At 59.1% G+C, this 22,888-nt stretch carries 19 protein-coding genes and 1 tRNA gene; 6 read left to right on the forward strand and 14 right to left on the reverse strand.

From position 1 onward, the window contains the following. Positions 1–60: 60 nt before the first annotated feature. Complete coding sequence (locus G518_RS0117430) at positions 61–921, reverse strand: DMT family transporter (protein ID WP_028603655.1); 861 nt, start codon at positions 919–921, stop codon at positions 61–63. Next, positions 921–1,805 (reverse strand): SIS domain-containing protein, encoded by an 885-nt coding sequence (locus G518_RS0117435; RefSeq protein WP_028603656.1) that lies wholly within the window; start codon positions 1,803–1,805, stop codon positions 921–923. Before G518_RS0117435 ends, G518_RS0117430 begins: the two co-directional genes overlap by 1 nt. Positions 1,806–1,890: 85 nt before the next feature. Between G518_RS0117435 and G518_RS0117440 the strand changes: the two genes are divergently transcribed. Both G518_RS0117440 and G518_RS0117445 read left to right on the forward strand, forming a co-directional pair. Next, entirely contained in the window at positions 1,891–2,787 is an 897-nt protein-coding gene (locus G518_RS0117440) for an oxidoreductase (protein WP_028603657.1), read from the forward strand. 11 nt (positions 2,788–2,798) lie between these two features. Then, a complete protein-coding gene (locus tag G518_RS0117445; protein ID WP_028603658.1) occupies positions 2,799–3,539 on the forward strand; it encodes a sulfite exporter TauE/SafE family protein in 741 nt (246 codons plus the stop codon). Between the two features lie 225 nt (positions 3,540–3,764). Here the strand turns inward: G518_RS0117445 and G518_RS0117455 are convergent, their stop codons facing one another. From G518_RS0117455 to G518_RS0117475, 5 genes are all read right to left on the reverse strand, one after another. Continuing rightward, positions 3,765–5,063, reverse strand: a complete 1,299-nt coding sequence (locus G518_RS0117455) for a Y-family DNA polymerase (protein WP_028603659.1) — start codon at positions 5,061–5,063, stop codon at positions 3,765–3,767. 2 nt (positions 5,064–5,065) lie between these two features. Next, entirely contained in the window at positions 5,066–5,500 is a 435-nt protein-coding gene (locus G518_RS0117460) for a LexA family protein (protein ID WP_028603660.1), read from the reverse strand. A 426-nt stretch (positions 5,501–5,926) separates the two neighbouring features. Continuing rightward, positions 5,927–6,003: transfer RNA gene (locus tag G518_RS0117465), tRNA-Met, on the reverse strand. A 46-nt stretch (positions 6,004–6,049) separates the two neighbouring features. Beyond that, a complete protein-coding gene (locus G518_RS35630; protein WP_051236923.1) occupies positions 6,050–7,198 on the reverse strand; it encodes an alpha-hydroxy acid oxidase in 1,149 nt (382 codons plus the stop codon). 131 nt (positions 7,199–7,329) lie between these two features. Next, complete coding sequence (locus G518_RS0117475; RefSeq protein WP_036595129.1) at positions 7,330–8,277, reverse strand: Bug family tripartite tricarboxylate transporter substrate binding protein; 948 nt, start codon at positions 8,275–8,277, stop codon at positions 7,330–7,332. A 409-nt stretch (positions 8,278–8,686) separates the two neighbouring features. Here G518_RS0117475 and G518_RS0117490 point away from each other — a divergent pair, with 409 nt between their 5' ends. Further along, positions 8,687–9,640 (forward strand): D-2-hydroxyacid dehydrogenase, encoded by a 954-nt coding sequence (locus G518_RS0117490; RefSeq protein ID WP_036595103.1) that lies wholly within the window; start codon positions 8,687–8,689, stop codon positions 9,638–9,640. Here G518_RS0117490 and G518_RS0117495 read toward each other — a convergent pair. From G518_RS0117495 to G518_RS0117525, 7 genes are all read right to left on the reverse strand, one after another. Beyond that, positions 9,634–11,166 (reverse strand): vWA domain-containing protein, encoded by a 1,533-nt coding sequence (locus tag G518_RS0117495; RefSeq protein ID WP_028603663.1) that lies wholly within the window; start codon positions 11,164–11,166, stop codon positions 9,634–9,636. The genes G518_RS0117490 and G518_RS0117495 overlap by 7 nt on opposite strands. A 136-nt stretch (positions 11,167–11,302) precedes the next feature. Next, the gene (locus G518_RS0117500; protein WP_028603664.1) at positions 11,303–12,250 is read right to left on the reverse strand and encodes an aldo/keto reductase; all 948 of its coding nucleotides are present in this window, start codon (positions 12,248–12,250) and stop codon (positions 11,303–11,305) included. Between the two features lie 16 nt (positions 12,251–12,266). After that, complete coding sequence (locus G518_RS0117505; protein WP_028603665.1) at positions 12,267–13,628, reverse strand: NTP/NDP exchange transporter; 1,362 nt, start codon at positions 13,626–13,628, stop codon at positions 12,267–12,269. A 361-nt stretch (positions 13,629–13,989) separates the two neighbouring features. After that, positions 13,990–15,225, reverse strand: a complete 1,236-nt coding sequence (locus tag G518_RS35635) for a DUF1513 domain-containing protein (protein ID WP_084651933.1) — start codon at positions 15,223–15,225, stop codon at positions 13,990–13,992. After that, on the reverse strand, positions 15,209–16,405 hold the full coding sequence (locus tag G518_RS35640) for an imelysin family protein (RefSeq protein WP_051236928.1): 1,197 nt from the start codon (positions 16,403–16,405) through the stop codon (positions 15,209–15,211). The genes G518_RS35635 and G518_RS35640 overlap by 17 nt, the downstream gene beginning before the upstream one ends. Continuing rightward, positions 16,402–17,970: a di-heme oxidoreductase family protein gene (locus tag G518_RS0117520; RefSeq protein ID WP_084651934.1), complete on the reverse strand. Its 1,569-nt coding sequence runs from the start codon at positions 17,968–17,970 to the stop codon at positions 16,402–16,404. Before G518_RS0117520 ends, G518_RS35640 begins: the two co-directional genes overlap by 4 nt. A gap of 20 nt (positions 17,971–17,990) precedes the next feature. Further along, positions 17,991–19,115 carry an imelysin family protein gene (locus G518_RS0117525; RefSeq protein WP_425414293.1) on the reverse strand — a complete coding sequence of 375 codons (1,125 nt, stop codon included), beginning with the start codon at positions 19,113–19,115 and terminating at the stop codon, positions 17,991–17,993. Between the two features lie 382 nt (positions 19,116–19,497). On the opposite strand from G518_RS0117525, the gene G518_RS0117530 reads away from it, so the two are divergent. The 3 genes from G518_RS0117530 (at position 19,498) to G518_RS0117540 (ending at position 22,794) form a co-directional block, all read left to right on the forward strand. After that, complete coding sequence (locus tag G518_RS0117530) at positions 19,498–20,121, forward strand: sigma-70 family RNA polymerase sigma factor (protein ID WP_028603668.1); 624 nt, start codon at positions 19,498–19,500, stop codon at positions 20,119–20,121. Then, on the forward strand, positions 20,118–21,320 hold the full coding sequence (locus G518_RS40685) for a hypothetical protein (RefSeq protein WP_051236930.1): 1,203 nt from the start codon (positions 20,118–20,120) through the stop codon (positions 21,318–21,320). Before G518_RS0117530 ends, G518_RS40685 begins: the two co-directional genes overlap by 4 nt. Positions 21,321–21,960: 640 nt before the next feature. Then, positions 21,961–22,794 (forward strand): hypothetical protein, encoded by an 834-nt coding sequence (locus G518_RS0117540; RefSeq protein WP_028603669.1) that lies wholly within the window; start codon positions 21,961–21,963, stop codon positions 22,792–22,794. The last annotated feature ends 94 nt before the right edge of the window (positions 22,795–22,888 follow it).

Below are 22,888 nucleotides of genomic sequence, written 5' to 3' on the forward strand. Positions count from 1 at the left end.
ACTCTTGTCCACGGGGCAATGTCATCCAAAGCGACAAGTGGCCACTCATCGCTTGGCGTGTCAAAAACTGATCGCCGCGATCCCGGCAAGCACGACCGCCGCCCCGGCAAGCCTGCGTGCGAGATGGTCCTCTCCAAAGAGCTTCCACGCGAGGAGAGAGCCAATGACGATGGAAGACTCGCGCAGGGGCGCGATGAGCGCCACGGGCGCGCTCTGCATGGCGGTGAGAACGAGGATATAGGCTAGCGGCGAGAACACGGCCACTATGATGATTGGTACGGCGTCACTACGCATGGCCGCTTGGATTCGATGCCGTCGGCGCAGCGCGATAGGGGTCAGCATCAGGCTCTGCAGCAGCAGAGTGCCTGCGTAGTAGCTCACGGGCGCCAAGTGCAACGAGTTGACCGAGTAGCTATCCCAGAGGGTATAGCAGGCTATGGTGGCACCCGTTGCAGTACCCCAAATCATTCCCTGCAGCGGGCGGCGGCTCCCGCTCTTGAAAGGGTTGCCAATAACGACGAGGATGCCCGCGACGACAAGGAGCGCGCCGAGTATCGCGATGGGGGTGAGCCGCTCGCCCAGGATGAGCATCGCGAACAGCATGGTTAGTACCGGCCCTGTTCCACGGGCAACAGGATAAATCACCCCAAGCTCGGAGCGGTCGTAGCCAGCCTGCAGAGTCAGGGAGTACGCGAGGTGCAACGCGGCTGAAACGGCAGAGCCCACCGCGAAGCGCCAATCGAACGCCTGTTGCCCCTTAGCCACGAGGGCGATTGCAATAGGGACGCACAGCAATGCCGAAGCGCAGGTGTAAGCCCAGACGAACAACACGGTATCTTCCCGCTTGTACTTGGAGGCCAGGTTCCACACCGCATGGGCTACTGCCGCAGTCAGGACGATCGCGACAGTGCCTGATTGCATTAGGAGATGTCGGGCAGGTCGATGCCGGCCCGCTCCGCCCGGCGGCTTCGCTCTGGGTCGCGCAAAGCGATCGCGGCGACCAGTGCGTCGATGACAACGAGTTGGGCCAATCGACTCCCTGCAGCCGCCATCTGTGCCGGCAGTGGCGCACCGCCAACGACAAGCGCGATGTCCGCGAGAGTCGCTAGGGGTGTGCCGTACTGGTTGGTGACCGCGATGAGCGAGGCTCCGGCGGAGGAAGCCGCATCGGCGATGGCGAGCGTTGTTGAGGTACGTCCGGTCGAACTGACGGCGATGACGACATCGCCAGGTCCAAGGAGCCGGGTCGCGATCATCGCAGACAAATAGTCCGGGATACTGACCGTCGTCACGCCTACCGCGCGCAGACGGAAGACCGCGTCGGCGGCGACAGTAGCCGAAGTGCCAGCACCAAATGCGATGACCTGACGCGCATGTTGGATTACGCCGACTGCGTTGTCGAGCGCGGTGAGCTCGACAGCCCCACCGAGCGCAGTGAGTGCGTCGGTGCCGGCGCGGATGGATGTTTCGAGCACCGTCGACAAATTTGCGTCCGTGGTAAGTGCTTCAGGAGGCGCGAAGAATCGAGTTGTGCCGCGGGCGCGAGCGATCTCGATCTTGAGCTCGGTGAACCCTGTGAACCCGATCGCACGCGCGGCGCGGATCACGCTGGGCGGCGAAACGCCAGCACGGGCTGCAACCTGCGCGGTCGTGCTGGCGCCGACAAACAAAGGATCGGCGAGCAGAAGAGCAACCACTTTCGCCTCACTTGCAGCGAGATCGCCGCTGCGGGCCTGAATGCTTCCAATCCATTGGCCAAGCCGCCCGCCCTCGCCTGAAACTCCATTACCAATTTCTTCTTTCATTTGTAATATATTACAGGGATCGTCAAAAAAACACAACCATCGCGTGAGCGGATGGTCTGCAACACAGCCAAAGGAGTCCGATTCCATGAGTACAGAAATCAATACATCCGTCGCTGTTGTGGGCCCAGGTGCTATCGGCACCACGGTCGCGGCGGCGCTTCACGAAGTCGGCCGAACGCCGTCGCTGTGTGGCCGCACACCCCGCGAGCGCTTGACGCTGCGGGATGGCGATCAACTCATCACCGTGCCCGGACCCGTCCGGACGGATCCCGCACAGATCGATGGTCCGGTCGATCTCGTCTTTCTTGCGGTCAAGGCGACGCAAATCGAGGCGGCAGCAGAATGGCTCGCGGCGTTAAGCGCTCCGGAAACCGTCGTATGCGTTCTGCAGAACGGGATCGAACAGTTGGAGATGGTCACTCCGCATTGCCCGCGCGGGCGTATCGTTCCCGCTGTCGTATGGTTTCCTGCGCAGACGCAATCCGATGGCTCGGTGCTCTTGCGCGGCGACGCGCGCCTCAGCCTGCCAGACACGTCGGCCTCGCGGGTGGTGGCCGAGGCGCTGCAAGGCACTCGGTGCTCCGTAGATCTAACCGCAAACTTCAGCTCTCTAGCTTGGCGCAAGCTGCTGCAGAACGCAGTGGCTGGACTTATGGTCCTCACGCACCGCCGCTCGGGCATGTTCGGCCGGCCCGACATCGCCAGGCTCACCCTCGCCTATTTGCGGGAATGCTTGTCAGTGGCCCGCGCCGAGGGAGCTGAACTTGGCTACGAGGTGCCGCAGGAGATCCTGGACAAGTTCCAGGCATCTCCCGCCGACATGGGCACCTCCATACTCACGGATCGGGAAGCTGGCCGCGCCCTCGAATGGGATATTCGCAACGGTGTAGTCTCGCGTCGCGGCCGGGCTCACGGCATCCCCACGCCCATTAGCGACATATTGGTGCCTCTCCTCGCGGCCGCGAGCGACGGCCCTGGGTAACCCGGCGACCTATGATCGCGCTGTCACTCCTCTTCCTTCTCGCCCTTTGTGCCGGAGTCCTCAGCGGCGTCGTCGGCACCGGCTCGTCGCTGATCATGCTTCCCGTCCTAGTCGCTCAGTACGGGCCTCGGATAGCCGTTCCCGTGATGGCGATCGCCTCCCTGCTCGGCAACATCGGGCGCGTGATCGTCTGGTGGCACGAGATCCGCTGGCGGCCGGTGCTCGCCTACTCGTTGACGGGTGTTCCCGCAGCCATGCTGGGCGCTCACACGTTGATGAGCGTCCCACCCGTCGTCGTAGACGTCTTCCTGGCCGCCTTCTTCCTGGCGATGATCCCGCTGCGACGCCTGCTCAGGCGCTCGCAAATCCACCTTCGAGTCTGGCACATGGCGGTCGCCGGAGGAATCGTCGGATTCCTGACTGGATTCGTGCTGTCCACCGGGCCGCTCAGCGTGCCGATATTCACGGGGTACGGAATGAGCGGCGGCGCGTTCCTCGGGTCGGAGGCCGCAAGCGCGGTCTTGCTCTACGCGGGCAAGCTCGGCACCTTCGGGGTGGCTGGCGTCCTCACTCCGCTCGTCATTGCACGCGGCCTCGCCATCGGCCTCGCGCTGCTCGTCGGTTCGATGATTGCCAAACGTCTGGTTCAGCGGCTCCAGACGCACACCTTCGAGTTTCTCATTGATGCGGTGCTCGTCGCTGGGGCGGCATCAATGATTGCGCCTCAATGCAACTGCTGGGCGATGCACTGAATGTTGGCGCGTGCCCAAGGATTCACGCCTCTCGATCTACTGAAGGTTGCCGAAGTAACCGCCACTTGTTCAGCAAGCGCCAAAATGGCTGGCGATGCCATTACCGGCGGAAGCCATCGTCACCTTATTCTCCAATCTGCTCCATTCGATCTATTAAAAGACTCGACTCAAGATCAAGCTTGGCGTCGACACTCTTTAAGACTGTGAAAAGGCTGCCACTGGCCATTAGGCTCGAGCTACAGGAATCTCCATGAAGTTGGTCGTGTAGTTAGGAGTTCGACGCTCCTGCCTCATGCCCCACTGCCGGGACTCGCCTGGAACGCCTGTACTGGCCAGATGCAATGTGCCCTTCCCGTAGCGGAAGTTGAGTGCATCAAGGGCGGACATTAGGCGACTTCTATCTGGTCCAGTGTCTTGGTCTAGATTCAACTCTCCCTGCTGCACATGGTCAGGCAAGAGATCAAGAAGCATCACCCCGGCCTTTGTTAGCTGATACCCGGGTTCGTAAATGCGGCGGACCCCGGACAAAGCAGCTTGAGCGAGCAACGCAGTGTCGGCGGTCGGTCGGCGTAAAGGCAACGTGATACTGCGGTTGAATCTTGGCCCGGTGCGGTGTGGAGAGGTGTGCGCGAACACCAGGACCTGGCTGGCAAGACCAGATTGCTTGCGCAGCTTCTCCGCCGCTCTGCCCACAAACTCAGAGACCGCCTCAATCAAGGGTGCCAGGTCGGTGATCGGTCGTCCGAAGCTCCGAGTGGACGCAATCTCCTTCTTGGGCGATGGCTCGTCGTCCAAGCCGATGCACGGAACGCCCTGCAACTCGAGAACCGTCCTTTCCAGAACGACGCTCCAGCGGCTTCGCACCGTCGCAGGATCCATGCGAGCGAGATCCCACACAGTTTGAACTCCTGCATCACGTAATTGAGCGCCGATGCGCCGACCTACGCCCCACACTTCACCGACATCAGTGGCGGCTAATGTTGCCTCCAGGGTTTGAGCGGATAGGGCTGAGAGGTTGCATATCTGACTCATTTCCCCCGGATAGCTGGTCGGTTTCCGCTCTGCGGTTTTGGCAATGTGGTTGGCGAGTTTCGCCAACGTCTTCGTTGTTCCAATGCCAATACCGCATGGGATGCCAGTCCATTGAAGAATGCGATCTCGAACGCGACGAGACCTTTCAGTCAGGTCGCCTCGCACGCCATGAAGGCCGACGAACGATTCGTCAATGGAGTAAATCTCTTGCTGGGGACCTAAGCCTGCCGCCAGAGACATCACCCGGTCACTCATGTCGCCATAAAGGGGGAAATTCGCCGAGAGCGCAACCAAACCATCACTTTCGGCCAAGTGTCGAATCTGAAACCACGGGGCGCCCATCGCCACGCCGAGCTCCTTGGCTTCATTACTCCGCGCAATTGCACAACCGTCATTATTTGACAGCACAACCACGGGACGACCCTGCAAGCTGGGTCTAAAAACCCGTTCACAACTCACGTAGAAGTTGTTGCCATCCACCAGCGCAAACATGGTCAAGTCTGGAAGCGTTTTATGCTGCTGGTGACAACGCCCCAAACTTCGATGGTCTGATCGTTCCCCGGAGAGATGTCAGGATAGGTCGGGTTGGCTGCCTTGAGCTTGATGCGGCCAGCGCGCTGGTACAGAGTCTTCACCGTGAATTCCCCATCCACGACGGCAACCACAATATGACCGTGTCGAGGCTTCAGCGCGCGATCAACTATGAGCGTATCTCCATCAAAGATTCCAGCGTCACGCATGGACTCTCCGCGGACCCGAATCAAGAAGGTAGCTTGGGGGTGCTTTACTAGCTCTGCCGTAAGATCAATGCGCTTGACTGCGAAGTCCTCAGCGGGCGATGGGAATCCCGCGCATACGCGATCACCGACCAGCGGCAGCAAAAGCGCCGGAGCCCTGGTCTCGGGTGGCAACCGCAAAACACTGATCATACATACAGTATAAGGCACTGCCGCAACGCCGGTAACCCACTTTTTGAAGCGTCAGCCTGCTTGTGTGTTGCCACGCGAGCTGCGATTATGGGTTGACCTCAGAGTCAAGAGAAGACTAACTTCCGCAGAGAGCTGGGCCAGCTCAAGAGGACGTTTCGGAAGCAAAGCATCTCGCGCGGATCGAAGCGATCTCACGAGAAAATTGCAGCGGTAAGGTTTCGTCCATTGTGCAGTAACGCGGGCATTGATTTTCCCGCGCAGCCTGGTTCACGCATTAGGTTCCACATAGCCCCGCGCGCGCAGACCTATTGACCGCCGAAATGCTCTTACATCCGCCGTTACATTGGCCAAGTTAGAGCACCAAAGAGAAAGCCCCGCACTACTGTATTTGTAGCAACGGGGCCTAGAGCCACAAGGGCTTATGTTTGGTGGCGCTTCACGGATTCGAACCGCGGACCTGTGGATTATGATTCCATCGCTCTAACCGACTGAGCTAAAGCGCCAAGCCCTCTATTATAGGGCACAAAAAATGGCGTGTGCAAGCGCCGTTCAAAAATGGCGCATTGCTGGCTGAAATGCCACGTGGGTACTCGCTTCGTCCAGTGCCGACATCCCCAGCATGGCCATGGAGCGCAGGATTTCTTCTCGCAGGAGGCGGATGGCATGGACCACGCCGTCTTGACCTCCCGAAATGACTGCGTACATCATCGGCCGCCCCACGAAAGCTAAGTGAGCACCTACTCCTAGTGCCTTGATGACATCGTTTCCACGCCTGATGCCGCCGTCGCAGAATAACCCGGCGGTTAGTTCTGAGCGGTTGATCTCGGGCAGAGCCTCTATAGGGGAGATTGTGCAGTCGAGTTGCCGTCCGCCGTGATTCGAGACGACGACTGCGTCGGCCCCTATGGCCGCTGCGCGGTGTATATCGGCCGTATGCAAAAGTCCCTTAATCACGAAGCGGCCAGGCCAGGCGTCGCGAAGCGCTTTCAGGGACTCCCACGTCTGGTGGATTCTTTGAAGGTCTTGCTGCGGCCTGAAAGCAATCATCGGTAAGCGCTCGCCTGCTAGATTCTCGAAGTGAGGTAGGCCATGCCGGATGTACGATGCCAGCGCGTTTTTGACCAACCAGGACGGGCGAGACATCAAAGAGCAAGCGAGCCGAAATGATGGCCTCAAGGGTGAGCTGTAGCCATTGCGGATATCGCATTCGCGCTTGCCGCCCACTGGCACGTCTACAGTGACCACCAGAGTCTTGAACCCGGCGCGCTGCGCACGATGAACAAGCGCACGTGATTTCTCCGCTGTGCTGGCGTACATCTGAAACCACGCGCGGGGATTTGCCTGGATCACCGTTTCCAGTGGTGTGACCGATGCGCCACTCAGCACAAAGGGAACGTTCTCTGCGGCGGCTGCTCTGGCAAGCTTCACATCGGCATCCATGGCGAAAGCTGCGGCCGCGCCCATTGGGGCAATGCCGAACGGCGCAGACCAGGTTTCACCCCATAGATGAAAAGCGCTCGATCGCTCCGCTGACTTTTGCTCCATGTGAGGAATGAGCCGCAAAGAGGCGAACGCCGCCAGGTTGGCACTGGCGGTGACGCCGTCTTCTGCTACGCCGGCGATGAACTCGAATATCGTTCGCGGCAAAACACGTTGAGCCCTGCGTTCAAAGTCGGCAAGGTTGACGATTTCTTTCATGTGACTTGGACTCGCCAGTTCAAAGCAGATGGCAGGCGCAGCTCAGCGCCTGCATGGATGGTGCTCATCGCCCGTGCCAATGCGGGCCCGAGATGAATGCCAGACCTCCCGCAGCACCCAGTTTGAAATAGCTAGTCAAGCTTGATGTTCGATTCCTTGGCGATCCTTTCGTAGACAGTGAGTTGTTGGCGCCAGTACTTGTCAAACTCTTGCGGTGTCGAGCCCACGCCTTCTATCCCTGCGTCCGCGAGTCGTTTGGCTGTCTCTGGGGAGTTCACTGCCTTGCGGACTTCATCCGCAAATCTCTCAACAATGTGTTTGGGCGTTTTGGCGGGCGCAAATATCCCCGTCCAGAAGGGAATGTCATATTCGGGAAGGGCCTCACTCATGGATGGCACGTCCGGTAGTTTGGGCGAGCGCGAGGTGGTGGTGACAGCCAGTGCTCGAACCTTGCCTGAGGCGATGTGCTGAGCCTGAGGAGGCAGCCCGTCGATGAGCATGTCGACTCTTCCCGCCAGCAAGTCAGGGACGACTGCGACCGTTCCCTTGTACGGTACATGAACTATGTTCGTCTTCGCCAGCTTGTTGAAGAGCTCCGCCGCCAGGTGGATGCTGGTGCCAACTCCGGAAGACCCGTAGGAGTATTTGCCTGGGTTTTCCCGGGTCAACGCGATGAACTCTTGCAGGTTCTTCGCGGGCAGTCCGGGATGGACGACAAGCACCAGTGGAAAGCGCGATGCTAACGTGACCGGTGCGAAATCATTGATCGGGTCGTAGCGCAAGTTCTTCATGGTCACGGCGTTGACCACGGCTCCAGATACTGAGTGGAAGACAAAGGTGTAGCCGTCAGCAGGTGCTCGCGCAACCATCGCAGATGCAATGGTTCCGCCTCCGCCACCCTGGTTTTCGATGACGATGGGCTGGCCAATCTGCTTGGACACACGCTCAGCAATGACGCGGGCTACGTTATCCACCCCACCTCCGGGTGGGAACGGAACATACATCTTGATCGGTTTGGAGGGCCAGGCGGAGTCTGCCGGCTGAGCCAGCGCGACGTTGAACGATGCAAGGGCGGGCATGGCAAGGATGCTGAGCCAGCATATGGACCTTCTGAGTTTTCTTCCTGCGAACATATTTGTCTCTCTTCGTTAGTTGCTGACGAGTTGGGTGGGTGTCTCATCTGCCGTGGGATTGAGGGCTTTCTGATGGTCCATATGCTGGAATGAGAAAGGCTCAAAGAATCATCAATGCAAATAAAATTTCGTGCAACATCACGGACAATGTTTCAAATTCTGGAACTGAAAGTTCCATTAGTTGGAACATTTTTCATATCGTTGTGCTAACGATCAGTGCCATTCATGATGAAGCTCGTGAGCAGCTGATTTGGAGGTTCGGTGCTGCCATTGCGAGGAAGAGGGCGAGCGCATCGCAGCGCAGCGCTGGCCATGCTCTGCTGCTCTCATCAACTGACTCCACTTACATGGTGATATGGAAAGATCTATCAGAGTTGCGCTGCCGGGTATTCATAAGGAGCTGTTGGAATCAAAACTCCCGAGCTGGTTGTCACCGAGCTGGTTCTACTCGTTTGACGACGGCCTTGAGGCAGTTCGCGATGCCGAGATCGGGTGGGTAGATCTACCAGACAAGAAAGACATGTCAGCCTTGGTTCATCAATCGAGCGGGCTGAGGTGGGTCAATACGGTATTGGTCGGGATGGACGGCTTGCCAGTGGATCTCATGGCGCAGAGGAACATCACTCTCACCAACGGTGCAGGGCTGAACTCCGTTGCAGTAGCCGAGTTCATCGTTTTGTCCATGCTGGTGGTCGCCAAGGGCTATGACCAGATCGCGCATGCCAGGACTACGGCCACTTGGCTCACTCAGGCGCCCGGCAGGTTGGAGTTGTCAGGAACCAAAGCGCTCATCATTGGGTATGGCTCGATTGGCCGCGCCGTCGAGAGCCGCCTGCAAGCTTTCGGTGTAAGTGTGACCGTGGTGCGCAGGTCGCCCTCGAACGAACTGCATGTACTGGGTCCGGGGCAATGGCAAGAGAAACTTCCGAACTTCGACTGGGTGATCTTGACCGTGCCAGCCACAGCTGAAACGGTCAAGATGTTTGGTGTAGCGGAATTCCGCGCCATGAAGTCAACCGCGTTTTTTCTGAATTTCTCTCGTGGCTCGTTGGTCGATCAGCCGGCTTTGGTACACGCGCTGGCCCAGAAAAGCATTGGCGGAGCTTTCCTGGACGTCACTGATCCGGAACCACTGCCAATTGATCATCCGCTGTGGCGGATGGAAAACGTCGGCATTTCGATGCACTTGTCTGGCCGCTCGCAAACAAGGATAGGGCCGCGCGCCTGTGACTTGTTCTTGCGGAATCTGGATCGATACCGGCGAGGTGAGCCATTGGACAATGCTGTTGACTTGAAGGTCGGCTACTGAGTGTGCACAGGTAGCCGCGCCAACTCATCACGCACCAGTTTCACGATCAATCGATCGAGCGTATCCACTGAGTAGCCGCTCACGTCATGTGAAGTCTCACGGCCTGGGCCGCTGCTGGGCTTGCTGGCATCGGCATAGGTCAGGAAGACGAAGCGTCCGCCTGTGTACTGAGCAATCTGGCGCTGAATGTATTCGCCCTGGCGATCCAGACCACTGGCGCCTACGCTGAACACCTTGATGCCCTTGCCCAGGGCTGCCAACATGTCGTTGTCGTATTGCGGGCCTCCGTAATCAAGATGGGGCGGCGCATCTGCCAGCAGCACGACCAAACGCGTCGTGCCGTCGCCACGCCAGCTCAAGTTGTGTACGGTTTCATTCAGGGCTTCGTTCATGGCTTCCGGTGTGTCACCGCCGCCGTCAGCGCGCAGGGCATTCAGCACCTTCTGGAAAGCACTCAGGTCGTTGGTGAAATCGTGGCTGCGCAGTAAAAAGGCATCGCCTTTGTCTCGATAAGCCACCATGCCAAAGCACAGATCTGGCTGGCTGGGTAAGCGGGCCACTTCATTGGCAATTCCTGCGAGGCTGGTTTTGAGTTTGTCGATCTCGTCTGCCATGGAGCCGGTGGCGTCTATCAGGAACACAAGATCCAGTTGAGCGCGTGCGGGCAAGGGGGTAGAAGAAAGGGTGATGTCCACAGCGCTTTTTTGCCCTCTGCGCAAGAAGCCGCGCGCTTCCTGGCCGCCTTGGCGTACTGAAACTTCGTAGACTGAACTACGTGAGGGGTCGAAGGCATTCGGGTGAACCCACACGCGTCCTCCGGTGTCGGTGCGTGCCCACATCGCCGCGCCTTGTGGGGAGCGTACGGCCACTTCTGCATCGGCCACGGCCCGGCCCGCCCGGTCTTTCACCAGCAGTTGATATCGCTCGCTGACATCTCGCGCACGATGCTCCACCCGATTCCGACCACGGAAGTCCAGATAGGCTGAAAAGTCTGCGTTGTCGTCCACCATGCCAGCGGTCACAGGGGCCGGACGGCGCTGGAGGGTTTGCCGAGCGGGCTCCATGGCAACTGACCCAGCTGCCGGGCTGAAGCTATCTTCAGCGACAGCGCTGGATTTGGCCTCCGCGCGGGGCGATCGTGCAGTTGCCACAGGAGCGGCAGGTGCAGGCGCTGGCGATGCAAGCTTTTCTCGCGCGGCGTATCCATGTGACCGGTCGCTTCGGGCGCTGGCCTCGGATTCTTGTCGCCAACCAGCCTCGCGGCCAGGAACTTCACGGGTCTGGATAGGGCGGCGGCAGTTCTGTGCGCTGGGAGCCTGGAAGTCTGGAGCGAAGAGCGCCGGAGGCAGCGGGTGCACGGCAGATGGTTGCTGTGGCCGGGAGGGTTGCGGCAAAGGCTGGGGGCGCGGTTCAGGCCAGACGGTGGGCTGAGGAATGGGGCTCAATGCCTGAGCGGTGCAGGCAGCCAAAAGCACGTGAGTGCAAACCAGCATGGCAAGGCTGCGGCGGGCAAGGGGGCGGGACATGGTGTGCTCCATCGGTTGTGATGAAGACTGACACGGGTGAACGCGCTGGATGGGGTTAAAAAACTTTAAAAAATTTCCTAACGACTAATTTTGGAAGGCGTTGAGAGCGCTTTTAGGCTCCAAGTTCGAGGTCCTTCTAGAGCGATTCCACGTGCGCGATCATGCGCTGGCGGCCTTTTTCGTCAGGAAGGCGTCCGGTTCCCGCGCCCAGGTTGTCGATCAGATTGCGTTCATTACTGGTGGCGGGGGTGGCCACGGTCACGGCCGGGTGCGAAATCGCGAATTTCAGGAAAAACTGGCCCCAGGTGGCGATGTCGTATTCGGTCGCCCACTCCGGGACGGTGTGCCCTTTTACTTTTTGCCACAGGCGGTCACGGCCGAAAGGCTGATAGGCCAGAACGCCAATGCTTTTCTGCTGCGCCAGAGGAAAAATGCGTTCTTCCATGATGCGGTTGTCGATGGCGTAGTCCACACCGATGAAGTTGAGTTCATGCTCGCGCATGACACGCTCAAGCTGTTCGTAGTGTTGCGGGAAAGTGGTGGTTACCCCCACGTAGCGGACGCGCCCGGCCTTTTGATATTCCTTGAGCAAGCCTAACTGGGTGGGCACATCACCCATGTTGTGCACCTGGATCAAGTCAACCGGCGTTTTTCCCAGCCGTTCAATGGAGCGGTCCAGCTGCGCGCGTGCCGCCTTGGGGTCGGCGTGGCTGCCTCCAAAGCCGGCCACGTTCACTTTGGTGGCCCAGAATAATTTCTGATTGACGCCGCTCGTACGCGCCACGCCGGCAGCCACTTCTTCTGAGGCGCCGTAACTGGGTGCAGTATCAAACACCGAGTTCGGGATTTTCGCCAGGTGCTCCAGCAGTTTTTGAATGACGTCGGTCTCTCCGGCCCCTGCAATGCGCGCGAAGGAGGCGGAGCTTCCCAGCCCAATCACGGGCAGGCGTTCTGAAGTGCCTGGAATGGTCCGGGTGATCAAGGCGCGTTGGCCGCCTTCAGCGGCGAGCAAGGCTTTGGGGGCTGCGGCCAGGGTGACGCCTGCCGAGGCGGCAAGTTGCAGGTAGTCGCGTCGTGAAATCATGAGGGGCTCCTTGTGTTCAGAAGGTGGCGGCGGAAATGGGGCTCCTGTCTGGTGGAGAGGCGGGCGCTGCGTCGGCTGAGGCCGTTTGGCGGGCAATGCTTTGCTGCTTGCGGCCAAGCCAATATCCCAGGGCTGCCCAGACCAGAGCCAGGGGCACGGCTACGCTGGTAAGTGCGGCCAGGCCCATGCCCAGGCGTCCCAGCGCACCTTCTACCTGCGCACCCGCCACATCGCCGCTGCGATAGCCAAAGGTATCGATGAACGCCTTGGATTTGTATTTGTCTTCGCGGCTGGTTACGGTGTAGAGAGTTTCACGGGCAGGGCGTGTGATGGCCCGTTGTATGGCCTTGAATGCGGCATCGAAGCTGATCAGCATGGCCAAGGTACCCACCATGGCGAGGCCTATGAATCCGAGAGCGACCGTCAAAGGCAGCAGCGTGAGGGTAATGTGCACGCCAAAGCGTTTCATCAATTTGCCAGCGAATACGGCTTGCAAGACCAGGGTGGCGATTTGGGTCAGCATGTCGATGCGTGCGAACATGGCGGTGCGCGTGTCTACATCCTGGCCCAGGGCCGCCACCATCTGCAAGCGGGTGAAATACAAGAAGGTGGCCACGATGCTCATCAAGATCACATACCCGGCGATGCCCAGGAGGTAGGGTGAGCGGAACACCGCCTTGAGGCCTTCCCAAGCACTGCCACCGATGACCGAATGATCTTCCGGGTTGGTCGCTACGGTCTGAGAGCCTTTGGAGCTCCCTTGGCTATGAGCCACGGTCCAGGCGAGGATCATCGCCAAGATCAGAAAGCCAGCGGACACCAGCAGCAACGCCGGTGTGCCCAGTGGGCGAGCGAGCATAGAAGCCAGCCAGGGGCCAAAGATGGCCCCCAGCGTTCCACCGACCGCAATCAGCGCGAAGAAGCGCTTGCTCTGCTCCAGTGCAAAGCGATCGGCCATGAGCGCCCAGAACAGCATGGTGGCAAACAGATTGAAGACGCTGAACCAGATATAGAACACTTCACCGCTGGTGGTGCCGACCGCGCTGGGCGCAGCCACCAACAATAGGAAAAATCCCACCAGGCTCAGTGCAAAGAAGGCATAGGTGCAGGCGATGAACTGCACACGCCGGAAGCGGCTCACAAGCCAGCCGAAAACGGGGTTGGCCAGCAGCGTGACCACCGCAGTGCCCACAAACAGCCAGCGCACCGCTTCAATGCCGCGCTGCATGCCCAGTGCATCGCGCGCCGGGCGCAGCAGCATGAGCGCGGTCAGCACGCAAAAGAAGAATGCCCCCGACAGGAGTACCGGTATGACCTCTTCGCGCCGGATATTGAATAGTCCAGACACCCGAGATGAAAGCGTGCTCTTATGGGACATACGACCTTTGAGGAACGATGGCAGAGAGGCGGGCGGTTTGGTGTGGCAGTGGTAAAACGCTGCCAATTCGGCGGCACATGAGCACAGTAGCTGCCCTCACCGATCAGGTTTTTCATGATACGCCATGGATCACAAATTGGCGTGTTTATCGTTTGCTTTCAATGGGTTAAGTTCGAATGGTGTCTTGTCGCAATTGCGAGCATGGGCTCTGGAGCGCCACGAAGCTTGGTTTTTCTCCCTCTCCCACGCCTGGGAGAGGGCAGGGGTGAGGGTAGACGGCCTTTCAATTTCATCGAACCTTTGCCTGGAACCAAATGAGTTCAGCGTTGAGCATGTGCTCTTAATATGTGACGGCTGCAGGTCAGCAAAGCCGCCAATGGTTGTCGAACTGCAGTGCTTGAACAGCACCTGAGGCGTCAGCGGCGTGCCAGAGCTTGTCCTTGGGCACGTGACGACCTACTTCATGCCCACCGCCACTCCACAGCAGTGAACCATCTAGCGCCAGGGGGCAAACGTCAGTCTGCGCTACGGTGCTCAAGAAACGGCCCTCTGAGCTGAACCAGGCGGTGCAATCGGACTTGGGGCAGCTCACGACGAACCCCCCGTCGGCACCCGGGGAGCATTCCACGCTGCCGCCGTAGCCTGCCAGGCTGGGTTGCCCCTGGGCCAGGTTCAGCGCGGTGCCATCCCATATTGCAAAGATAGGCGCACGCGTGCGTTGCTCGTCGTCATGCTCGGCTTGCAGCGCAATGCCCAGCAACTGGCGTTTGGCGTCCCAGGCCAGGTGGCGAATGGACAGGCGTGGATCAGGCAGGCGCCATTGCCCCAACAGGCGCCCGTCCTCAGGATGAAGCGCCACCAGGGAAGGCTCCATGCGATCAATCCACTTTTTGCTGCGGCCAGTCTCGCTTTGCGTGGGTATGCCGCCATTGGCCACGACCACAGTACCCGCAGGGTAGTCGCCGAGAGCGCACGGCAGCACCAGCAGCTCGTGCGGGTCCATGCCATGGGTGGACCATTCGGCCAGCTTCTCCAGCGATTGGGCGCTGCGCAGACCTATGCAACCCTGGCTGTTTTCCAGGTCTGTTTCAGTGGTCAGCAGGATGTCACCAGCAACTGCTTTTGAGTGGGCCTTTGTGTGGGCCCGTACAGTGGACGAATGGCCGACGACGACATGGCCATTGAAGCAGCGATCTTCTTCCATCCAGGCCCAGTGGGCCTCTGCCTTGGATGGTTGCCAGCGCACCAGCCAGTCGCCGGGCCGCCGCGCGGCAAACAGCAGTTGGCCGTCTGGCAGGCGTTGCACACCGTGGCCGCGCGTGGGCAGTTTCAAGCTTGCGCCGATACGCCATGAAAAGCCATGGCCGTGTGGGTCAATGTGCAGCAGCCCCGCCCAATCTTGCACCCCACCGGCTGACTTGTCTTGCCACACGGCGGCCAAGGTCGCAGAGCCCGCACTGCTGATGGTTCGACTCTCGCCAGCCATCGCATGACCAGCCAAGCCCGGAAGTCCGGCAGTGCCGCCACTGAGGGCCAGCCAGCGGAGCAGGGTACGCCGCTGCATGCCCTGCGTGTCTCCGCTAGTCACCGTCTGCATCGCTGAAGCCCAGCGGAATGTCGAGCGCCGGCGCGACTTCAGATTGGTAGAGCGCGGTGATGGATTTGAGCCGGGCCGCCGCCGCAAGCACAGATGAATTCAAGCGCGTGTCTCGGGCGTTGCCTGAGCTTGCCCGCAAGCTACCGATGGCGGCATTGGCAGCGCCTAAAGCTTCGCGCCAACGCTGGGCCAACTGGATGTGGCCTTTACCTAAAAGCAGCGCCTCAATGGGCAGCACCTCTTTGTCCGGATCAGGCGGTGTTTGGCGCTGCGCGGGTTTGAGTAAGGCTTGGTTTTGCAGGGCTTGCCACTGGGTCTGCCAGTCTGTGAGGTTGTCGGCGAGCGCTTGACGGGCGAAGGCGGGCGGCTTGCTGGAGCCTTCCACCGCTTTGACCGGTTTTTCCATCTGAGCCCAGCGCAGGCGCTCCAGGCCCCCCAGCCACTGGTTGACCCATTCGGCCATGGCTGCGCCTGTTTCCTCGGCTGCCTTGGCAGCTTGCGCCTCATCTATTTCGCTTTCTTCGGCTTGCGGGGCGTTGTTCCAGGAAGCGCTCTGCATCGCCTTGAGATCGTTGGCGATGCCCTGCGCTTCGCGAGTGATGGCTTGTGCCACCTGCCCGGCATAGGCGCATTCCGCAGACGCGGGTTTAAGCCCCTTGGTCAGCAGCCAATCCAAGGCGCCGAAGCCCTTGGCGGGGGTTCCCACCAACTCCATGTCAGAGGCTGACGAGGGGGCTTTGATAACGGCGCGTTCAATCAGCTGTGGCCGTATGGGGGTGAAGTCAATTTGCCGCAAAGAACGCCGCACCACCAATGGCCCCACGCTAGGGGTAGACAACTGTAGCCATGCATTCAGCGCTTGGCGCCAGCTTGTGCGTATGGCTTCTGTGGTGGGGCGAGTAGCGCCGCTCGCAGCCGAGCACCAGCTCGCAAGTGTTTGCTCTTGCGCCTGGCTGGCTTGCACGAAGCTGGCCGCATGCGCAGACAAGTGCTGGCCATACAGGCCACGCAAAACCTGTGCAGCGCTGTAGTAGGGCATAGGGGTGTCATTGGCTGCAGACTGAGCGTGCGTCAAAGCACTGGCGGCCAGGCACAGTGCCGCCACCAGCGGGTGACCCATGCGTGTACTTGGGCGTGCCCTTGTGCAAATAGCATCAAAAGTGGAGGCAAGGCGTTTCATAGCGACTCCACAAATTTGACTAAAGCTTGGCGCTCTTTAGCTGACATTTTTAGCACGCGCTGCTTGGCATCTTCGGCTTCGCCGCCATGCCACAGGACAGCTTCCAGCACACCGCGGGCGCGTCCGTCGTGCAGCAGGCGCTGGTGGCCGTTGACGTCTTTCAGCAGCCCAATGCCCCACAACGGAGGGGTGCGCCACTGTTGGCCACTGGCCAGAAAATCGGGCCGGCCGTCAGCCAGATCCTTGCCCATGTCGTGCAGCAGCAGGTCCGTATACGGCCAGATACGCTCGCCCGCGATGGACTTGGCCGTCAGGTGGGGGAAGGGCCCTTCGCGGGTGACATAGCTCGGCTTGTGGCAAACCGCGCACTGCGCGTTGGCAAACAGCGCTTGCCCTTGTTTGACGGCAAGGTCGTGCACATTTCGGCGTGCGGGGGGTGCTATGGTGGCCTGATAGAAGATCACGTCATGCAGAGTTTTGTCGTCTATTTCAGGAGACTTTGCACTGGCCTGCTTGGCGGTCAGTCCCTTGGAAGAGCCGCCTCCATGAGGTGCGGCCAGGCAATCGGTCTGGGCAGATGTGCAGGCTTCGTTGGGAGCCACGCTTGAAGTGATGCCGATATCGCCTAAAAAAGCATGTGCTGTCTGATGTGCGACGCTAGGCGCATTCGCTTTCCAGCCAAAACGGCCAATCGACTCGCGCTGGCTGACGGCGTCCCAAACGCGGTTAACCTGCCCTTTGATGGGGCCGCCCAGCGCAGCCTGTTCACGGACATTGGCCAGAATTTCGGTGTCGGGAATGGCTTCGAGCAAGCCCACGCCTATTACTTGCGGGGCAATGCGAGGGCTGATCATCACGTCTTTGGCCATGGGGCCGTAGGCCAAGTCGGTCAACTTGTAGAGTGGTTTGATCAGCTCGTACTTGGTGCCATCCGCAAAACGACCACGCAAAGGCTCCTGGTGAATACGCACCACGCCTTCGGGCTTCACGCCTTGTACCGCCGCGTTGCCAAATTGGTCTCCATAGGTGGGTTCGGGTACGACGCCCGCGCGCGGATCAGCCTTTCCGGGAACAGACAAGCGTATGAGCAGGGCCACCGTGGGCTCGGGCTCCGGGCCGAGCGTGCGGGAATAATCAGGTGGCTCACCGCGACCGTCCAGCACATGGCAGCCTGCGCAACTGCGTGCAATGAAATGGGGCCCTAGTCCATCGCGTACTCGGGTGGAGGCCGGCGCTTCGACCCAGTTGCGCTTAAAGAAGGAGTTGCCAATGACAAACCGCGTACGCTCTTCATCACTCAGGTTGGCAAACGGGAATGAGAACGCATTTTTGCCGGTAGCGAACACGGTGGTTTTCCCGCCAGTGAGTTCGCTGGGATCCGGTGCCGCGCGCGCCGTATTCGCTTTTGCAGTGGGCTGTGCATCAGCCCCAAACGGGAGTAACAAGGCGGTGGCCACCACCGCGCACAGGCTGGCACCTGCCCAAGCCAAAGCTACGCCTTGCTGGCGGAACCAAGTTTTTTCCCGTTTAGTTTCGCCAGCGTGCGCGTTCTTCGATCCCGTCATAAGTCAGTGCAATTTCAAGATTACGGCTGAACCAGCGTCAGCTTGGTGATACCAATGGCATTGGCCGATTGCACCAATAGTTTGGATTGCTCGGTGGCACTATCCACCGCGGCCTGGATGCGCTTGCGGCCCGGCGCATTGGCGCCACCGATGATCTCGCGATCAAACGGTGCCTGGATGCCTTCCGTGGCTTTGACTGTCTGCGCGATCTGCGCGCTCGTCTTGCTGACCAGCTCAGTGTTTTTAGCTGCAACGAGCTCCGAAAGCGAAGCGACTTTTAGAGCGGTTCCATCCAGACGGGTGTACTGACCCAGCCACACATTCTGGATGCCCTTGGCATTGGTCACCATGTCGCGGTGGGTGTTATCTGAGAAGCAGGAGTGCTCATCTTCCTGATCCTGCGAGTTCAGGGCGACTTCCATTCTCTCGCCAGCCAGTTCGCCGCGCGAAAGCGAGCCCAGGCCCACGATGATCTTGCGTACGGATTCCATACCACCTGCTTCGAAGCGCGAGCGGTAGTTCTTCTTGCCCGGTGCCCAGGCTTGAGTGACTTGGGTAAGGTCGTCAATGAGCAACTCGGTCACTACCTTCAGGTAGGTGCGGCGGCGATCGGCGTGTGGCCGTTTGCCGTCTACGTAGTCTTCAAAAGGGCGGTTGCCGGGGCCGGACTCAGACAAATCCTGGCCCCACAGCAGAAATTCAATCGCATGCCAGCCGGTGGCGATGTTCTCTTCGCCGCCACGCTCATTTTGCTTGGCCAGGTTGGCTTTGGTGATTTTGAACTTCGGGTTGTTGATGAGGCCGGTGTTGGCCTTGCCTTCCACGTAGTCCACGTAGGATTCATCCATGGGCCAGGCGTTGATCTGGCCTTCGGGGCCTTTGTCGTCGTCGATGGGGCCGCCATAGAAGCGGAAAGCCTCGGTCTGGCCGTAGAACTCACGTGCTGCCAGCCAAGTCTTGCGGGCCGCGTCCAGCGAGGCTTGTGAGGGGGCCGCCAGGAACGCTGCAATCACCTTCTGCATATCGCGTGCTGCGGCCAAGGTGTCACTGTAGTTGGCAAATACTAGCTCGGCATAACCTGCCGCCACGGTCTTTGCGGTCACGCTGGCGGTTTGCGCATTTGCCATGGATATCCAGGCCGGCATTGCGCTCAGCCCCGCTCCCAACATTCCCCCCAGCACTACTCGGCGGGCAACACGAAGCGTCATACTATTTTTCCTTGAATGAGAGATTGGCTAATCGCTGTCGGACGAAGCCCTTGGCGGTGAGGCCGAAATGATAATCGTTCTTAAATGAGATGTGGTGCCGGATGGAACTTCCGACCTACCCCGGATGTACATGAGTCCGGACTATAAGCGGACGCAATCTCTCCAATGGCACCAGGTGCGAAGCCTTAACAGGACCGAGTAACACCACATAGGAACAGGGCCTGTGTGGTGGTCTGAGGCGCCATCGGTCAAGGGGATTTGTAAAGAGTTGACCCCATTGGGTGCTGGCAAGCGTGCAAGCTGATGTGAGAATAACCATATGTTTCCCCATCGCGCTGTTGAAGCCTTGACCGACGACGAACTGATGCTAGCCTACGCCCAAGGTGATACCCCCGCCTTTGATGCGCTGTATGCGCGCCACGAGAGTGCGTTGCTGCGGTTCGTTCGGCGCCTGCTGGGGCATGGGCTCGCAGCGCAAGCAGAAGAGGTGTTTCAAGACACCTGGATGCGAATCATTGCGGCGCGAGAGAAATATGCGGCGCGAGGCGATGCCAGTTGGCGAACCTGGGCTTTCACCATTGCCCACAATGCCGCTATGGACCGGTTGCGTGTGAGCGGGCGTGAGAAGCCGTTGGAGTTGCCTGACGATGCCGACGATTCCATGGAGTGGTTGCAGGCTGCGCTGGATTTGAACCACCCTTCCACCGAAGACGTGGCCTTCTGGAGGGCCGCAGGCCAGCAGTTACTTGATTGCCTGGACGCGTTGCCGGCTGTCCAGCGTGCGGCCTTTTTGTTGCACCACGAAGATGGCACTTCGGTGGAAGACCTCGCACACCGCCTCGCACTACCGTTCGAAACTGCCAAGAGCCGGTTGCGGTATGCGTTGCAAAAACTGCGCGGGTGTATGCAGGCCTATCTGGTCGTGCTGGAGGTGCGCACATGAGTGACACAGATCCGCGGCCAACGGAGGCCAATGAAGGGTCTCAGAAATTGCTAGACGCGCGCCTGGCGAAGGCCCTCGAGCATGCGCCAGATGCACATATGCACCCAGATGCGTCCGTGCGAGCCTCCATATTGGCGGCAGCGCGGGAGGCCGTGAAGCCTGCGGCCCAGGAAGAACGCAGGTCTCGCGGGTGGTTGTCTTGGTGGCGTGGCGAGGGAGCGCCGCGTTCGCGTATGCCGTGGAATGCTGCGCTGGCTTCCTTGTTGGTGGCTAGCTTCGTTACCCTCATGTGGCAAGGCGAGCCAGTGCCTGAAGCGCGTTTGGATGGCGAGCCGGCTTTTCAAGCTGAGGTACCAGCGGTGGCTTCGCCTTTGCCGGAGGCCAAGGAAAGCACGCCGCCTCGCCCTGAACCAGAGAAGGCTGCTGCCGGCGAGCCTGTTTATCGAGCACCCATGCCCGAGGCACCGGTTCGCGCTACGGCCACTCCACCTCCTGCGAAAAAGCCTGCGCCCTCGGAACCTGTTCCGCCACCAGCACCAGCACCAGCACCAGCACCAGCACCAGCACCAGCACCAGCACCAGCACCGGAGGCGGACCCCTCAGCGAAGGTGCTTGAGCGGAGTACTGCTCCCGCAGAAGACCGTGCCATGAAGGCGGAAGAAGCTCGTGCAGCGCAAGCGATGCGGAATACGCAAAAAGAAGCGTCGTCCTTGGGGGCTGAACGCCGCTTGGAGAGTGAGCGCGCCAGAGGGGCTGCCGCCGCCGGCGCAAGCGTAGGAGAAACATCAACCGCCATGGCCCCCGCGCCCGCTGCGGCGCCTCGTATGGCGCCCCGTGCTCAGGTGGCTTCTCCAATGGCAGATGCCCTTGCCTCTTCTGCGTGGCCGCCCAACTGGACCCATTTACGGAGATTGCCAGAAGGCCCGGCTCTCCCGCGTTCGCAAGCCGGAGGTTTGGCTCAAATGATGGTGGCCCTGCCGCAGGGGGAGGCGGCGCCTGCCCAAGGGATGGCGGAGGCTGCCAGGGCGAGCGTGGAGTTGTTGAGCAATGGCCTGCCCTTGGGGGTGCTGGAGCTCTATTCGCGCTATTGGCGGTTCAAGCCAGCAGATTCAGGCTTGGCAGAGCGCTCGGGCCCAATCGAGGCGTCGGCCTTGGCGCGCTTCGTGGAAGAGTTGGGGCGCTTACCCCAAACCCGGTAGGCGGCTGCCAGAGGGCGCGCCGAGGTGAATGCGAGGGTTGTTCCCCGGGCTTTCCTGTGAAGCTGCCTAGTCATCGTAGTTTGCGAACTAGATAGGGCCTCGAGCCCAGCGCTTTGAGGTCCATGACGGCTCTTGAGGTATCGCTACCCCCGGTATCTGGGGGGCGCGTTCCATATTGAGCTGATTTCTCGCCCATCGAATGGCAGTTGGAGATACCGTTAAAGAATGCATCGAGGGATTTTCGCGACGTGAATCCACGCGGAGAGTGAGACGCTGACGCATTTCTCGATTCCCGCCAAATGCAATTCTCTCGCCTACTGTGTAAACGAAGCATTTCTGTTTAGTTCAAATGAATGAACCGGTCGGATTAATGTGCGGAGTAGTTGTTTAGGTGCATCTTTTCGCTATCCGCAGCGGCCATCCAGGTTGACAGGAGGCGGTTTGTGCAGCAGTATGAGATGAAAAGTAAACTGGTCACTCTTCGAAGTGGTAAGTTGAATTCTGATTTTGTATTTATTCAGTTGTTTTTAGGTAAACGGCTGTTGCCTATTTGTAATTTAAATCCCAAGCCTGAATGGGTAGGAATCAAAGTTAAATTTTAGTAAGCGAAATATATCTCGTAATCAAGTGGAGGAAGTTCATGAAAATTAAGTCAATTCTTGCGTGTTCGGCATTTCTAAGCCTATCTGCCGTAAATTTTGCGGTCGCAGCGCCCCAAACTGGGCTATGGATGATCGCGTCCGGAGAAAACGCCTATGGCGGTGATCTTATAAATATCGACGTCCAAGACAACAAGGTTTTTATTATTTTCGCGGTTGGAGCTGTACCAAATAATACCTATTTTCTCTATGGTACAGGCACTCTAGATGGTGACAATGTCGCGGTGGAGCTTACTTCCTCCAAGGATTTGACAAAAAAGCAAGTGACGGGTAGTTTCAATAGTAGTACAACCGGTGTGATGACTTTTGAAGGTGTCGGGAGTCGCACCGTATTCCGAGTACAGTTAGCTGACACAACCAAGCCTCAGACTATGCTTGGCTCCTGGATTTTTACTTATGTAAACACTTCAACAGCGAAGGGAACGTCTCAAGGTCGCCTTTTGAATTCCATCCTGCCAGCATCAGTTAACGGTGGTGGCATTTCCGTTGATGGCTCAGGGAAATTTGGATGTGAATTCCAAACGGGAGGGACGTATAAAGGGTATACAGTTTGCGTCGATGTAACCAACCCCTCGCAGCAATTGAACTACTTTCTGAAGCGCAGTGCAGATGAGGCTGGTGGGGTGTATATGGTGAGCAATGCTATTAACGGGACGACCATAGCCTTGGCAAGAAGAGTGGGTACATCAGACGGAAAAAGCCTGGTAACGCCGAAATCAGCAAATGAGTCGCAAAAAATTCTGTCTTCTGCCATTGAGAATTTCTTGTACAACTACGGAGCTATCGCCAAACAAGAACTCTTGAATAAAGAGTAGGCGAATCATATTGTCACTTCGCCGCCCTCTGCGATAGAGGCCGGTCAGCGCAGGCCTGCGATGCGTGGGCTTGCTGTCAGAGTTTTCTCTAGCG

This window comes from Ottowia thiooxydans DSM 14619 (assembly GCF_000422885.1).
GTDB lineage: Bacteria > Pseudomonadota > Gammaproteobacteria > Burkholderiales > Burkholderiaceae_C > Ottowia > Ottowia thiooxydans.

Coding starts and splice junctions, on each gene's coding strand:
- G518_RS0117435 (WP_028603656.1), bottom strand. CDS start 1,805: ATGAAAGAAGAAATTGGTAATGGAGTTTCAGGCGAGGGCGGGCGGCTT.
- G518_RS0117445 (WP_028603658.1), top strand. CDS start 2,799: ATGATCGCGCTGTCACTCCTCTTCCTTCTCGCCCTTTGTGCCGGAGTC.
- G518_RS0117530 (WP_028603668.1), top strand. CDS start 19,498: ATGTTTCCCCATCGCGCTGTTGAAGCCTTGACCGACGACGAACTGATG.
- G518_RS0117455 (WP_028603659.1), bottom strand. CDS start 5,063: ATGTTTGCGCTGGTGGATGGCAACAACTTCTACGTGAGTTGTGAACGG.
- G518_RS0117490 (WP_036595103.1), top strand. CDS start 8,687: ATGGAAAGATCTATCAGAGTTGCGCTGCCGGGTATTCATAAGGAGCTG.
- G518_RS35640 (WP_051236928.1), bottom strand. CDS start 16,405: ATGAAACGCCTTGCCTCCACTTTTGATGCTATTTGCACAAGGGCACGC.
- G518_RS0117525 (WP_425414293.1), bottom strand. CDS start 19,115: ATGCCGGCCTGGATATCCATGGCAAATGCGCAAACCGCCAGCGTGACC.
- G518_RS0117430 (WP_028603655.1), bottom strand. CDS start 921: ATGCAATCAGGCACTGTCGCGATCGTCCTGACTGCGGCAGTAGCCCAT.
- G518_RS35635 (WP_084651933.1), bottom strand. CDS start 15,225: ATGCAGACGGTGACTAGCGGAGACACGCAGGGCATGCAGCGGCGTACC.
- G518_RS0117500 (WP_028603664.1), bottom strand. CDS start 12,250: ATGATTTCACGACGCGACTACCTGCAACTTGCCGCCTCGGCAGGCGTC.
- G518_RS40685 (WP_051236930.1), top strand. CDS start 20,118: ATGAGTGACACAGATCCGCGGCCAACGGAGGCCAATGAAGGGTCTCAG.
- G518_RS0117520 (WP_084651934.1), bottom strand. CDS start 17,970: ATGACGGGATCGAAGAACGCGCACGCTGGCGAAACTAAACGGGAAAAA.
- G518_RS0117505 (WP_028603665.1), bottom strand. CDS start 13,628: ATGTCCCATAAGAGCACGCTTTCATCTCGGGTGTCTGGACTATTCAAT.
- G518_RS0117540 (WP_028603669.1), top strand. CDS start 21,961: ATGAAAATTAAGTCAATTCTTGCGTGTTCGGCATTTCTAAGCCTATCT.
- G518_RS35630 (WP_051236923.1), bottom strand. CDS start 7,198: ATGAAAGAAATCGTCAACCTTGCCGACTTTGAACGCAGGGCTCAACGT.
- G518_RS0117495 (WP_028603663.1), bottom strand. CDS start 11,166: ATGTCCCGCCCCCTTGCCCGCCGCAGCCTTGCCATGCTGGTTTGCACT.
- G518_RS0117460 (WP_028603660.1), bottom strand. CDS start 5,500: ATGATCAGTGTTTTGCGGTTGCCACCCGAGACCAGGGCTCCGGCGCTT.
- G518_RS0117440 (WP_028603657.1), top strand. CDS start 1,891: ATGAGTACAGAAATCAATACATCCGTCGCTGTTGTGGGCCCAGGTGCT.
- G518_RS0117475 (WP_036595129.1), bottom strand. CDS start 8,277: ATGCCCGCCCTTGCATCGTTCAACGTCGCGCTGGCTCAGCCGGCAGAC.